Source organism: Acinetobacter sp. ACNIH1, from assembly GCF_002934695.1.
Lineage (GTDB): Bacteria > Pseudomonadota > Gammaproteobacteria > Pseudomonadales > Moraxellaceae > Acinetobacter > Acinetobacter variabilis.
In genome coordinates this window covers 70,658-83,976 of sequence record NZ_CP026420.1, presented here as the reverse complement: position 1 = coordinate 83,976, position 13,319 = coordinate 70,658, and the positions used below count along the sequence as shown (strand labels likewise).

Genomic DNA, 13,319 nt, shown 5'->3' with positions numbered 1-13,319 from the left:
AAAAAGCCAGCTCTTGCTGGCTTTTTTATAGGGAATTTATCTTGGCATATCCTGAATCAATTCCTCATAACTAAGTTCAGTTTTCTGAATGACTTTTAAGCGTTGCAACTGATGCTTGGCTTCATCTTCATAACCATTAAAAGCTAGCAATTTGGCGTATTTAATCAGATTATATTTAGTTGGATAACTTAATACCATATGCTCGCCTGCTTGAATCTGTTCAGGGAATGCTTTGCTATAAGGATTAAGACGAATCCAGTCAATACGATGATTAAATTCTGTTAATAAATAAATTGGCTGTTGATTGGTGATTTTTTCAGGCTGTTGCTCATAACGAATACTTTGACCAAGTTTGGGTACAGCGACATCATAATCCCGATAGATCGCAATCAATAACAGCAGCCCAAATCCAAAAATGAGTTTCATCACTATAGAGGGCAAGGTCACGGTTTTAATATTTGGATTTTGAGCTAGAATCGTACCAATAATAAACCCAACCGGTAAAAGGAAATAGGCATAGTGCTGCGGAAACTCAAACATGGCATGGGTAAGAAATGCCCCAATCATTAATATACCAATGACAGACTCAGGGGTCTTAACCCATCGTTGTAACTGATAGCCCAAATAACCAAAATATGCCAAGAAAGGCAGACCGATGATCAGTCCATTCCAGAGTAAAAAGTCTAGAATAAAATTATGCGCACTTCGAATCCAAACCGGGCCTTGTACGGTATCGCTGATCGAGACAAAAGCCACACTAGTCTGATACCAGCCATAGCCAAACCATGGCTGCGCCTGAATTGCGGCCAGCATTTGCTGCCAGATTGCGAGGCGTGACATATCACCGGTAGCACGAGAGACCACATCCCTACTTTGTACGACATCCGTATCCATCGCTTGTGCAGCGAGCTGACTGAGTAATGGAAAAACCCCAATACAGGCAACAAAGAAGATGAACCAAGCAGTGCTGTAATACCATTTCAGGCGGATAATACCTTTATATTGGTAGAACGCTAAATACAGCATGATGGCAATTGCAGCAACCCAAGCAGTACGTGACTGACTTAACGCCACTCCCATGACAATCACAGCAGCGCAGGCAAATAGCCACTTGGTCTGGATTTTTTTCTTTTCATAGAGGTACAGACAACTCATCAATGCCATGACTAAAAAAGTTGCCATATTATTGGGCTGAGCGAAATTAGCATAGGGCCGCTGATTGCCACTGATATTCACCATACCTGGCAGTATTGAATCCAGATTCGTCCACTGACATACAGCAATTAAGCCTGTAATCGTTCCTGAAGCTAAAAACACATAGCTAAGATTGGTAAAAGTTTCTTCCCGGTTATAGTTTCCGGTTGAAAGGTGATAACCCAGCATGCTTGCCAGCCAAAAACTAAAAACATAAATTATTCCCATCATGGCAGTACTAAAGAAAAACACCTGCCCTGCCAGTAACTGGATCAGAGGAACACAAGAAAGTAATAATAAGAGCAAACTAATCGCAGGTAACCTGATTTTTTCTTTTAGAAAAATCGCAGTTAATGTAAATAGCGCAAAGAAGGCATACAGCTCACCGGTATAGGTAACCCAAGGACGGTAGTGAATGGGCAATAGCCATGCTAGGGAGATGGGGATGGCAGCCCAAAATAGCAATGCAGATTTCATAAGAAAAATAGACCAAAAAAATGGCTCTATCTTATATTTTTTTAGGGAAGATGATAGTGCTTTGTGTAGCAGGTTTAATTGGAATTCTGCCAGTTTTGAAATTATATGATCGTATGGGGAATACTTAAATTCCCCATTTTTTTACTTAAGAAATTATTTCCACGGTCTTAAGTCTACTATTTTGATGGTGCTGTTGAATAACTAGGGAACTAAAGAGTGATGGATCAAATGTTCAGCTTTACCATAATACCAAAAGCCTGGCGCCATTAACTCGGCATGACTACCGCACTGGTAACAAAGTAAATCTTGTAAAAAATAACTCCCTACAATAAAAATATAGAGACCAAACCACAATAATATTACAATCTTAGATAAATATTTTGTTTTGCTCACAATTTGTATATCAGGTCTGTATTGTGAAAAAGCTAATCCCAACAATAGGAAAATACTTATTTGTGAGGCTGGATACACTAAGTTACCAGAAAAAAAAGCATCAACAGCTACCGCGCAAATACCCGCTTTAAGTGCAATATGTACATCATCTGACGTGAGTACTTTTTTTAATTGATAAAAAATCCAGCAAAGAAAAATAAAACCTAAAACACCCCACTCAAAAATTAATTTAAAATAAAAATTATGTAAATGATTTAAAGGATAATCCGTTGTTGCTAAAAAATTCCCACCTACCCCTTTCCATGGTTGTTCAACCCACTTTTGATATACATAACTCCAGAGTTCCCAACGACCAGAAGTACTGGTTCGGATAACATTTAAAGATTTATCAACCCCATGTATTTTATTGTAAAAATAATAAGTGAAATGACACACAGCGAAAGAGAATAAAATAACTGCCCCTGTGCCCAAGACCAGTTTTCGATGCTGTTTGGAAAGAATAAAAATTACAATCAAACCTATCAAAACACTAAGCAGTGCAGCTCTGGCACCATCAAACCATAAACCTAAAGTGAGTAAAAACACAATTAATGGATAAATAAAAGAAATATATTTATAATTTATACTTTTTAAGTAAATTGCTAAAAAAATAATCGGAACAACGACACTATCATAAATCCTAATATTTCCAGCATTCATTTGCCAATTATACCAAATACCACCAGAAAGAAAGTCTTTTATAGAAAATATTATAAATATAGTAGGTATAATAGAGCAAATAATCAAAAAAAAGAGAAAGTGATTAAAAGGCTGGATGCTTTTATATTTCCTAATCTCCAGAGTTACCCATAATATAATAATAGTTAGACCAATAAGCATAGCTAAATCTTGATGCTGATATATACTAAATTTATTAAAGTGAAAAATTAAACCTAAAAATAATAATATAAAAACAAAAATCGATTTATATCTAAAAGTAGTATTTAGTCTAAACAATATAAGCATAAAACAGAGAGCTGAAATTAGTAAACTAATTAATCTTAATTCATCATATTGAAAAATACTCCAACCTACATGATAACCAAGTAGGTAAATTGCTAATATAACCAGTAAAATGATATACATAAAATGGAAGAGAGGCATAAGCCTCTCTAATTATAGAATTAAGATACTGTGCAACCGGTAGGAGAAAATGAATCCTTCCAACCATCATTAGTAGATTTAGTAATTTTACAAGTCCAAGCACCTGTAGCAGCACGAGATAAAATTACTTTTGCACCCGATGTAGCTGCAGCTGCTTTGTTACCAAGAGTAGCAGTAATACTTGCGGTACCAGCACTGGCAGAAGAAGCTACAGTAGGAGCAGCACTTAACAATGTAGAGTCAGTGTAACCTAAATTTGTTGCTGTAGTTTCATCAACTCCATTTAATAAATTTGTTTCAATAGCTGTTTTCATTGGCGAAATTTCAGCTAAAACACGAGTTACTTGTGATTTAGCAATATAATTTTGATACGCCGGAATCGCAATTGCAGCCAAAATACCGATAATCGCAACTACAATCATTAATTCGATGCATTCCATAAGTCACTTTATATGGACATGCATCAAACCATTGAATTATATTGTTTTACTTTATTTTTCATTTTGTCCATATGGACATGCTTTTGAATGGACAAAAATTTGAGTTTTGTCCATATCAGAAAATAGCTTTTGTTTAGTACCTTAGGATGCGTTTTATAAAAGTAAACAAGTTGAGATAAACTTTAACGTCCAGAGAAACTTAAAATACAATAAAAACTGGGACTATTATAAATTTTGCGTAAGTAGCTTATTTCCCATTTACCCTGCTATGGATAACCCCAAGAAACACTTCATAGATGCAAATGATTGGATCATTCTGCCGCGTATTCTTACTCGTGGTCTACCCGTCATTCTTGTAATAAGCCATTAAGTAGGATTAGCTTTCATATAGGCTTCCAAGCGTTCTTTATAATTTTGAATAAACTGAGTCAACTCTATAACATCAGTATGACTTAACTGACCAATATGTTTTCCGCTGCTTAATATTTCACGAAAATCAAAGCTCATTGTGCTGCGAATATCAATGTAAGATGACTTTTGTAAACCTGCCTGTCTCCAATCTCGGATTGGATAATATTGCAGTTTAATATAATCTGATTTGTCCGTGTACTGGCTTGTAATCGAATCTAAATGCACAACAGTTAAATTCACTTTACCAATTTCAACGGTATAGCGCTCTTTCCCTTCAAGGCGATCTGAGCCAAATTTCACAAAAATTCGATAAATATCACCAACAGCCATGCTTATTGCTCTTCTACTTCTTCAAACACGCCTTTGGAGTTCAACAGCATATGTTTGATGGGTTGACCAGTGAGCTGAGCAATATCCAAAAGATCGGCAACCATTTGTTGTCCTAGCTGTTCACGCCGAGCAACTTCAACGATTTCCTGCATGTTTTGAAATTCTTCAAAGCTTAGTACAACAGCTTCGGGCGTATTGTTCGTGCAAACAAAAACAGGTTTATGGCTTTCTTTGACCCCTTGAACAATTTTGCTCCAAGATTTGCGCACATCCGTCGCAGAAACCGTCGCACCATTAATAAAAGTTAATCCATTCATATCTAAGACCTCATACGATATATCAAAAATTATATCATATTTGCCATATAGTTTAACCACACTCTAAGCATGTAATATTAACCTGAGCAATGTCATTTAATTCTGAATGCTCTACTTGGAGCAGCAATGACTGGTAGGTTGTGAATCGAAATAGCGGGCAGTTTTACACAGGACTATGCAGCACAGGCATCAAGCACAGATTTAGAAATTACTTTTCATGTTTGCTTTAGGGTTATTTTACTTGCCACCTGACCATGAAGAGAGCAAACCCATGGCTTTTAGCTGCAATTCAATCATGACTTTTTATCAACGTCTGTAGTGGTGTGTCTTCTACTTTATTCATAATTTTCCCTAGACTGGTGATATGTGCTGCTATACTTTTTAAGTCTTTCAGCGCGGAAATGCTTTCTTTATATATTTTCACCGATGATTGTTTAAAATTTCGTTTCATCTTACACAACCCAGTCACATTTTTTCTTCTAAAAGTTTGGTAAGTAATTTTACAGATGTCCATTCACGTATCGATCAATCAAGCTTGTCACTAGCTGCAATTTTCACAAGCACTTTTTGCCTACTTCAACCGATAAAAATGCAACCTGAATAGTGCGTAGCAAAGAAGAAAGTGACTTTTTTTGTCATTTTTTTACATAAAATTACCTTTCGGTTTTTCGTTGCTCTTAATCCATTAAACAATATATTGATTTCATGCGGAATTATTAGATAATATGCTTTGGCACAGTTTGTGCAAACTATAAACTAGCTTACAAAGCTTATAACTAAATTAACAAACATTTGTGGAGAATGTTATGAAATCAAATCAACAGGGCTTCACCCTGATCGAACTCATGATTGTAGTCGCTATTATCGGTATTCTTGCTGCTATTGCGATTCCTGCTTATCAAAACTACACTAAAAAAGCTTCTGAAAGTGGATGTTTAGCAGAAGTAAAAGGTATTGCTAATCAGCAGTATGTGTTGCAGAATGATCCTGAAGGTGATAAGTCTAACAGTAAAACAGAAATTGAAGCGATGAAAAGAGCATGTGGGTCTTTAACTTATACAGCACCAACCGAAGCTGATGGTGTAAAAACACCAGGTTCCCTTGTTGGCGCTATTAAAAACCCATTAGTTGAAGGCAATATTGCTGAATGTACCTTAGGTGATCAGTTACTTTGTGAAGTTAAAGCAGGTAGTTAATTTTTAAATAAAAAAACGCATCTTTAAAGATGCGTTTTTTGTTTTAATTCAAAATTTTCTAGCAATAGAGAATTGCACTTTCCCAGCAATTTTTCATAATCCTCCTTTAACTGCTCATAATCACTTTTCACCGCTTTGGTCTTACTTTTAGCTTGTTCAATTTGCTGTGTCGGTGAAAGAACATTTTGCCCAACTTGCTGTGCTGCTTGCTCAATTGCCTCCACCAGTGCTGCATAAATAAAAACAATAATTTAAATTTTTAAATTGACTTCTTTAGTACAAAAAATGGTTAAACTTAACGTAAGTATCAAAGCCAAAACAATACTTTTGTAAGAATGTAATTGAATTACAATCTATTTTAAGAAAAACTCAACAGCTTTTGGGTCAACTTCTTTTCTGATTAAGATTACATGGGGGAATAGCAAATGTTAAATGAAGATGAACAATTATTGTGGCATATTGCAGTACATGAGGCTGGACATCTACTTGCTTGTGCGGTATTTGGCAAAAACTTAGCTTCAGACCAATCTTTTATTATAGAAATGAACAAAAATGGATTAGATATCAATGGTATTCAAACATCTGGACATGTGAGCTTAGATTTATCGCAATACGAAAAACAAGAAAATTTTAAAGAGTGGTTAATGATTAACTACTTAATGGGGTATCGTGCTGATTTATTAATTAATGGAACGGCAAACGAAACTTTATTTGAAAATGATCAGAAGTGCTGGAACAAATGTGCGGCTGAAAATAAGATGAATAGCCTAGAGCAAAACCTAACATTATTTAAGCAACACACCAAAATTTCAGATGATTTTATCAAATTAAATCAATTTTTTATAAAAAAAATGGCGAATTTGTTGATAAAGAAACAAACTCTAGTCTATAAAGACGTAGAAAGTTTACTCAATCAAATTAAATTCACAAGTGAATTTCCTCTCTTTACTCTTTCTTAGTATGGATTGATCCACTTAATCCTCTATATTTACAGGCAAAGCATGTCACCCTATATTTACCGTAAGAAACCAAATCCTGTTGTTGATCATAATTTATATGAGTTGATCAGCAACCCAACCACCTTTGGTTATAACACGCCAGTCGGTGGTCAATTGGCCGTGACCAATTTTTTTGAAGTCTTAAATGCAGATGACAAGGTTATTGGTTTTCTATGGTTTGTTTTTTATTCCGATGAAAATATGATTGAAATTAATCTAGCAAAATCGCTTCATGCAGCGAAATTTCAAGGGTTTAGTTCAAATGCACTCTCTGATCTCGATAGGCTTAAATCTGAACTTCCACAAGAATGGATCAATCCGCAAACGCAATGGTTAGGTATTGTCAAACCCGCAAATAAAAATTACCAAAAGATCACCTCCTTTCTTATGCAGCATGGATTCCAAAACGATGGTGAAGGCGGTTTTGTTAAGTCTTGCTAATTTAAAAGAGTCGAGCCTTCCACTTGGTTAGACTCTTTCCTCAATTTCTGCCATACAACACATTAACAGCCCGTTTTCTGCCTCAATTCAAAATTTTCCATCAACAAAGAAGTACACTTTCCCAGTAATATTTCATAATCTTCCTGAAGTTGTTCATAATCACTCTTCACTGCCTTGGTCTTACTTTTCGCCTGCTCAATTTGCTGTGTCGGGGAAAGAACATTTTGCCCCGCTTGCTGTGCAGCCAGCTCAATTGCCTGTACCAGTGCAGCGTGACGACTCTTCTTAATCGAACCTCGTTTACGTCCTGCTTCAAGTGCCACCGTGTCATTATTAATGGCAGAACCTTTGGGCAGAATTGTTGGCTTATTGGCCTTTAATCGTTCTAAAGCAGCATCATATTCATTCTGTGCACTCATATTTTAAGCCTCAATATTCAAAATTTGAATTTTTTGAATCATTTTATGCAGCGCCATAATGTCACCATCCATTTGCCCGTATAACAAACTGCCCTGTGCTTGTGTGTCACGCACTCGTTGTATCCGTTGCACTGCCTTTTGCATTTTCTCGGCACTGCCAGCATCAAAAACTGCATGTGCACAGCTCAAACAACTGGTTATCGCAGTAAAGGAAATTTTTTCGCAAGCATCTGGGTTGGTACAGGCACCAAAAAGGCTAGATTTATAGGCAATTTCACCTTTTTTCATGCGCTTAATGGCCTCATCACGGTTAGGAAAAACCTTCAACAATTGTTCACGGTCTTTTTGCAGCTGCAAATAGGTTCCTGCACCGCCCAGTAAACGACTAGAGCTATTGATTACACCTTCCTCAAACTGTGCATAGGAATGTACTAAACGCTGATATTGCAACTCTTGAATAAACTCTTTTTGACTATCGCTGGCTAAAATATTGGGAGCAAATACTGAGTTCTCCCGATAATATAACGTCATCGCTTCAGTTAAATGCTTATATTGAACTGACAAAGCCCCCAAACCGATCACACCTGAACGCGCACCATATACTGCTAAAGAACGCCGAAATTGATGAGTACAGATATTCCAATATTTGCCAATCTGACAGTCTTTTTCGTCCCGCCAGTTGCGGAAAGCATCGAAAGCTTCTAGTTCGGCTAAATCACTTTCAATAATTTTCAGTCCATCACCCAGTGATACGCAAATACGGCCTAGATACTGGTTAAAATTGGCTTGTGTTCGGGTCGGAGCACCTGAAAAATGTGACACAAAATCCGTTTCGTTTTTAATATTTTGATTATTTTTATTTCGATGCTTTTGCGAGTACAGCGTTGGAAAAAGTGGATATTCAGCAGGGTTCGACAAATCATAATGCGGGTTGAGCAGGGCGTAAATTTCACCAATACTTTGCGCTGCACATACCCCAATTTGAATATCTTCAAAGCTAATCCAATACGTAGACTTATTACCGCCACCATGTAACTTGGAAGTATAGCCCGTCAGCACATGCACAAGGTGCTCATGGCTCTGAACCGTTTGGTAACAGTCATAAGACAGATGATTGACTTCATTATCGCGCATCCCTGTAAATAAGTGAATCCAAAGCTTGGCCATGCCTTGAATCAGCGTCATGTAGCGAGTCAAATTTGCATGTTTTTGAATCTGATGATTCTCAAACAGTTGAGTTAAACCAAGTAAATCGCGAGCATCCACAAAACTCACTGCATTTTTATAATCTTTAAATTCACGTGGCATCCGCGCAAAAGCTTTATCTTGCTGAATACGTTGGAACCATTGCAGCAAAGCAGCTGCATTTTGATTAAACTCGTTCAATTTATCCGTTAAAGCATTAATGAGGGCCATATAAAGCCGTGAAGGAACCACTTTGGTTTGTGGACCAACTTTGCCCGACTGCAAGCGTAATTGAGCAGCAATTTTTGTTAAATGCTCAATCGGTTGATATGTACTAAACGCAGGAATCACGAGGGGATGCTGTTGTTGTATGACAAAACAATCGGTTAAAAATGCCTTGATATGAAGTGCCTTTTGATAGCGTACAGCAACATAGGCATCATTCACTTTTGACATATAAGCAACATCGCTAAATAGCTGCTGCAATGTGCAACCATTGCGGTAGGCAATAGCGGCAAACTGTCGTAACACAAGATGGCGCTGCTCAATACTTTTAATAATCGACTTGCCTGTTTTAACGTACAATAACGCAAAGATGATTTTTTTCATTTCTGCACGTATTTGAGCAAATAGAAAATCATCCTCTCGTGCATTCTCTAGCCATGTCTTAAAATTTAATTTACAGTAACACTTTGGTAAATAGGGTGAAAAATCCCAAACATCATCACCAAATTGAGACAGTGTTGTACCATTTGACATACGGGATAAAATAAAGCTTGTGGGAACGGACAACTGATGATTCTCAAGACGGTATTCGTCAGGTAAGAACTGCTCAGCAACACCATGCGCATATAAATATAAATTGAATGAACTCATGCGACCCACCCCAAATCAATTAACAGCTCAAAATGATTTAGCCAATAGGCATCTAAATCACCACTTTCCACCTCATCTTGGATAGCGACAATACGCTCACGCAGCTCAACATACGCATTTGATAACTCTGTGAGCACTTCATCAATCCGATGTAGAACCACCCCAAACTGCGACTCCCATTTAATCAAATCTGTGGCTTTTTGTTTGATGTAACCCAATAAACTTTTTAAGGACAAAAGTTTACGTACATCTTCATCATCGGCATGAACTGCATAATGCTGACAAAAAAGGCAGTGTTCAAATTGCTGACAATTGGGTATAGGGGCTTGTTCGGTAAACCCAATAGCTTTTTCAGGCTGTGGATGGATAGAGGCACATGCACCGACAGGTGAGGCTTGAGCTTCAACAGTTTCATCTAGCATTTGCACTGTAATACGTTCAACTGTTCGCGCTTTTGCGACTGCAACCTCTCGCAGCTCATTAAAAAACTGTGAAATTTGTTGGGCTGCATCTTTAAATGAAGTACGTGCATAATTATTTCTTGCGGTATCGAGTGAGTGGCCCATGACTTCAGCTTCAAGCAGTAGATCACCAGCGCTAAACTCAACAGTTTGACTGCTTTTATGCTTACGCCACTGTTGCGGCTTAATCCAAATCATTCTTGGGAAAATGCGCTGAAAAAGCTTTTTCATTAATTGTAATCTGCCGTAGCTGACAGGTCCCAACTGTTGAATTTCATTGCGTAATGGGAAGACGAAATCACATGCTTCATCTCGAATATACCATTTACGCAGTTCCAGAATTTTCCTAAAAATAGGTTCAAATTGAACCCCAAATTCTGGGTAGACTGTCTTGTCACCTGCACGGCTTTTTGTGCCAGAAAATCTGCGCCCTTGAGTACTTGGTAGAATTTCCATCGTATCCAGTTGCAACTGTTGAGCCGTGTCTAAATTTGCACCAGTTTGCGCAATAAATAACAGCATGCCGATGGCAAGACCGTAGGAGGCAAGTCTTGTACGCTCTAAATGTCGCTTGTCTTTATTACGTTCTTCAAGTTTACGAATCGCTTGATTGCGATTTTCACGTACACGTTTTCGATACTCACTATCTTCTTCTAACTCAAAATCAGCCAGCATTTTGGAAAGGGCTGGAATAATTGGATATTTGGCTAAGTAACTCTGTACATCAAACTGAATATGCTGTTTTTCAGTTTGATGATGAAAGCCAGAGTAAAAATAAAAATCTTCTTCATCCACAGATTGAAAATGCGCAGGAAAGTCATTTTCTTGTACAACAATACGATGAATTTCAAGAAAGACATTCAAAAAAGTTGCATAAGTTTTTTGATGATCTTCTTTAGCGATTGGCAAAACAGGAACATCATAACGCTGAGATTGGACTTGCATCGCTTGACTAACAATATCAATTTCATGACAGTCAAATACATATGCGATTAACTTCGCCGCATTACGCTGATATTGCTTTGCTGTATGTGCAGCCAGGTTTTCTTCATCAGTATCTGCAAGCAAAGTGCGATCAACTAAATATTTGCTGTAACGATGATACGCATCAATCACACTGTCTTGATTTGATAAATCAAAATTTTTCTTTTGCAAATTCACATAATCTAGAAACATTTTACTAGTGTAGTAAAAGAGCCCTTTTGACAAATCTGATCCGCTCATTTGCAACAAATAGTCCGTTAAACATTGCAAAAAATAACGTCTTTTTTCATCAAAAGATGCAGATAACTGTTGTTCTGACAAAGCCTCGCCAAATACTCTTTTACGATAAAACAGAGTTCCAATGTCAAATGTCTTAAAAGCAAAAGAAGCTGTCTTATCTTTGCAGACAAGAACAAGTCGCTCATGCTCATTAATTTGTTTATTGATATCTGAAATATGCACAAAAAGTGGAGAGCGTCTAAAATTCATGACAATTCTCCTGCTAAATTGACAGAAGACATCACGTATTTCATTAAGCTTGATTCATACTCATGCTGAATTTTACTACGCCATTGCAATCGTGATTTATAATTCAAATACTGTAAAGTCGTGCTGATGTTGCGATGTCCCATCCGAGCTTGCACATACTCAACAGCGGTCATAGCAGAATGCCCTGCAGGTAGATGCTGTAACTGACTTTCCAGCAGATTCATCCCAAAACTGGCACGTAAGTCATGGAATTTGAAACTTTTAAATTGTGGATCAATTAGACGAATTTCAGGCAATAACACCATTTTTAAATAACTGCGTACTGCTTCACCTTCATAGATTTTCAGTCGAGTCTCAAAGGAGTCAGATGCTTTGATCTTTTCGGTTAACTTCTGCTGTTCAGCTTTGCTGGTGTAGAAAGGTGTACCAAGCTTGGTGAGAAACACATAGTTTTCATCCGAGTCGCCATAATTTGATTTCTGTCTACGCAGACGCGCTTTCTCACTATTGATATAGATTTTAAGATCTTGTACTAACCAATTTGGAATCAAAAGTGTCATCGGCTTTTGAAATTTAGTGTCCACACCTGTACCCGCTCCAACGGGCAGACGAATAAAGCCATGACTATCAAGCTCACAACCAATTAAGTTTTTGATTCGCAAAGTACAAATCGTTTGTAAACGAGCACCTGTGAATAATGCTAGATAGAACATCAGCTGATATTCACGTGAAGATTTTTGTAGTGCTTTTAGTATGACTGCTTGCGATTCAACGCTGAGAGGGCTTAATTCACCACCATCCACAATCGCTTCAGAATTTGGCGCTTTGGCTGGAACATGAATCGCAAGATCATGCGACTTAATTGCCATTTTTCGACGTGCGCCAAACTCATTATCCATGGCAATATATTTGTAGACATCTTTAAACGGTATGCCATAGCGCTGATGATCAACTAAGTCTTCTGTAACGAGAAATCGATAAAAATTCACTACCGCATTAATTCGATTACTTGCAGAGCGAGCTGAAATTAGACCTGCATTCGCTTGCTCAATAAGACGAGTGCGATATTGAAAAATCGCATTCAACTGTTTTAGCTTATGAAATTTCAAACAGTCCAGCTGTTCATCTTCTAAAAAGCGCTGAAAATCAACCAATTGGTTAGCAATTGAAGCAAACGTTTTAAAATCGTATTGTATTGTTTGCTGTAATTTTTTCAGCAAGTACAGATTAAAAATTTCTGAAGGGCTACCATCTCCCTGAATAATCATGGGGAATTCGAGATAAGCGTCACCATATTTTGCGAACTCTGCATCATTTAAACAACGGGTTGCCTTAACCAACGTCAATAACTGAAATTTTTTGATGGTCACGACTTTGGCTTTAGACTGGTAACGTGACTGACCATTTTTAAGTTTAGTGCTCATTTGAGCCTCCTGTTTATTAAAAACAGGCAAAAAGCGACCTTGAGATAGGATTGACAAAAATGCCCCTATTCATCAAAATGGGATTGTCTGGACACCAATCAAGACAATCTATAAGAGCTCATGCGACCAACATGGGCTTTT

Annotated in this window: 12 protein-coding genes and 1 pseudogene; 3 read left to right on the top strand and 10 right to left on the bottom strand. The window is 37.4% G+C overall.

The genetic code is table 11. The features are described from left to right. Window positions 1-36: 36 nt before the first annotated feature. From C3F22_RS00430 to C3F22_RS00410, 5 genes are all read right to left on the bottom strand, one after another. Window positions 37-1,671, bottom strand: coding sequence for a PglL family O-oligosaccharyltransferase (locus C3F22_RS00430; protein WP_104425643.1), 1,635 nt, complete (start codon window positions 1,669-1,671; stop codon window positions 37-39). A gap of 201 nt (window positions 1,672-1,872) precedes the next feature. Next, a complete protein-coding gene (locus C3F22_RS00425) occupies window positions 1,873-3,207 on the bottom strand; it encodes an O-antigen ligase family protein (RefSeq protein WP_104425642.1) in 1,335 nt (444 codons plus the stop codon). 20 nt (window positions 3,208-3,227) lie between these two features. Then, window positions 3,228-3,629 carry a pilin gene (locus C3F22_RS00420; protein ID WP_322872461.1) on the bottom strand — a complete coding sequence of 134 codons (402 nt, stop codon included), beginning with the start codon at window positions 3,627-3,629 and terminating at the stop codon, window positions 3,228-3,230. 384 nt (window positions 3,630-4,013) lie between these two features. Next, window positions 4,014-4,388, bottom strand: a complete 375-nt coding sequence (locus C3F22_RS00415; RefSeq protein ID WP_104425640.1) for a hypothetical protein — start codon at window positions 4,386-4,388, stop codon at window positions 4,014-4,016. Window positions 4,389-4,390: 2 nt separating this feature from the next. Beyond that, entirely contained in the window at window positions 4,391-4,705 is a 315-nt protein-coding gene (locus C3F22_RS00410; protein WP_104425639.1) for a type II toxin-antitoxin system Phd/YefM family antitoxin, read from the bottom strand. 806 nt (window positions 4,706-5,511) lie between these two features. Between C3F22_RS00410 and C3F22_RS18770 the strand changes: the two genes are divergently transcribed. After that, window positions 5,512-5,901 carry a prepilin-type N-terminal cleavage/methylation domain-containing protein gene (locus C3F22_RS18770; protein ID WP_322872460.1) on the top strand — a complete coding sequence of 130 codons (390 nt, stop codon included), beginning with the start codon at window positions 5,512-5,514 and terminating at the stop codon, window positions 5,899-5,901. A gap of 23 nt (window positions 5,902-5,924) precedes the next feature. Here the strand turns inward: C3F22_RS18770 and C3F22_RS00395 are convergent. After that, a pseudogene (locus C3F22_RS00395) lies at window positions 5,925-6,137 on the bottom strand (hypothetical protein); the annotation flags it as partial. A 189-nt stretch (window positions 6,138-6,326) separates the two neighbouring features. On the opposite strand from C3F22_RS00395, the gene C3F22_RS00390 reads away from it, so the two are divergent. Together C3F22_RS00390 and C3F22_RS00385 are read left to right on the top strand one after the other, a co-directional pair. After that, window positions 6,327-6,860, top strand: a complete 534-nt coding sequence (locus tag C3F22_RS00390) for a hypothetical protein (protein WP_104425637.1) — start codon at window positions 6,327-6,329, stop codon at window positions 6,858-6,860. Window positions 6,861-6,902: 42 nt separating this feature from the next. After that, window positions 6,903-7,340, top strand: coding sequence for a hypothetical protein (locus C3F22_RS00385; RefSeq protein ID WP_104425636.1), 438 nt, complete (start codon window positions 6,903-6,905; stop codon window positions 7,338-7,340). A 62-nt stretch (window positions 7,341-7,402) separates the two neighbouring features. Here C3F22_RS00385 and C3F22_RS00380 read toward each other — a convergent pair whose 3' ends face one another. Genes C3F22_RS00380 through C3F22_RS00365 form a run of 4 tightly spaced genes read right to left on the bottom strand, consistent with a single transcriptional unit; the run spans window position 7,403 to window position 13,178 of the window. Further along, complete coding sequence (locus C3F22_RS00380) at window positions 7,403-7,759, bottom strand: hypothetical protein (RefSeq protein WP_104425635.1); 357 nt, start codon at window positions 7,757-7,759, stop codon at window positions 7,403-7,405. A 3-nt stretch (window positions 7,760-7,762) separates the two neighbouring features. Beyond that, window positions 7,763-9,820: a hypothetical protein gene (locus C3F22_RS00375; protein ID WP_104425634.1), complete on the bottom strand. Its 2,058-nt coding sequence runs from the start codon at window positions 9,818-9,820 to the stop codon at window positions 7,763-7,765. After that, entirely contained in the window at window positions 9,817-11,754 is a 1,938-nt protein-coding gene (locus C3F22_RS00370) for a hypothetical protein (protein WP_104425633.1), read from the bottom strand. The genes C3F22_RS00375 and C3F22_RS00370 overlap by 4 nt, the downstream gene beginning before the upstream one ends. Beyond that, complete coding sequence (locus tag C3F22_RS00365) at window positions 11,751-13,178, bottom strand: tyrosine-type recombinase/integrase (RefSeq protein WP_104425632.1); 1,428 nt, start codon at window positions 13,176-13,178, stop codon at window positions 11,751-11,753. The genes C3F22_RS00370 and C3F22_RS00365 overlap by 4 nt, the downstream gene beginning before the upstream one ends. Window positions 13,179-13,319 lie beyond the last annotated feature (141 nt).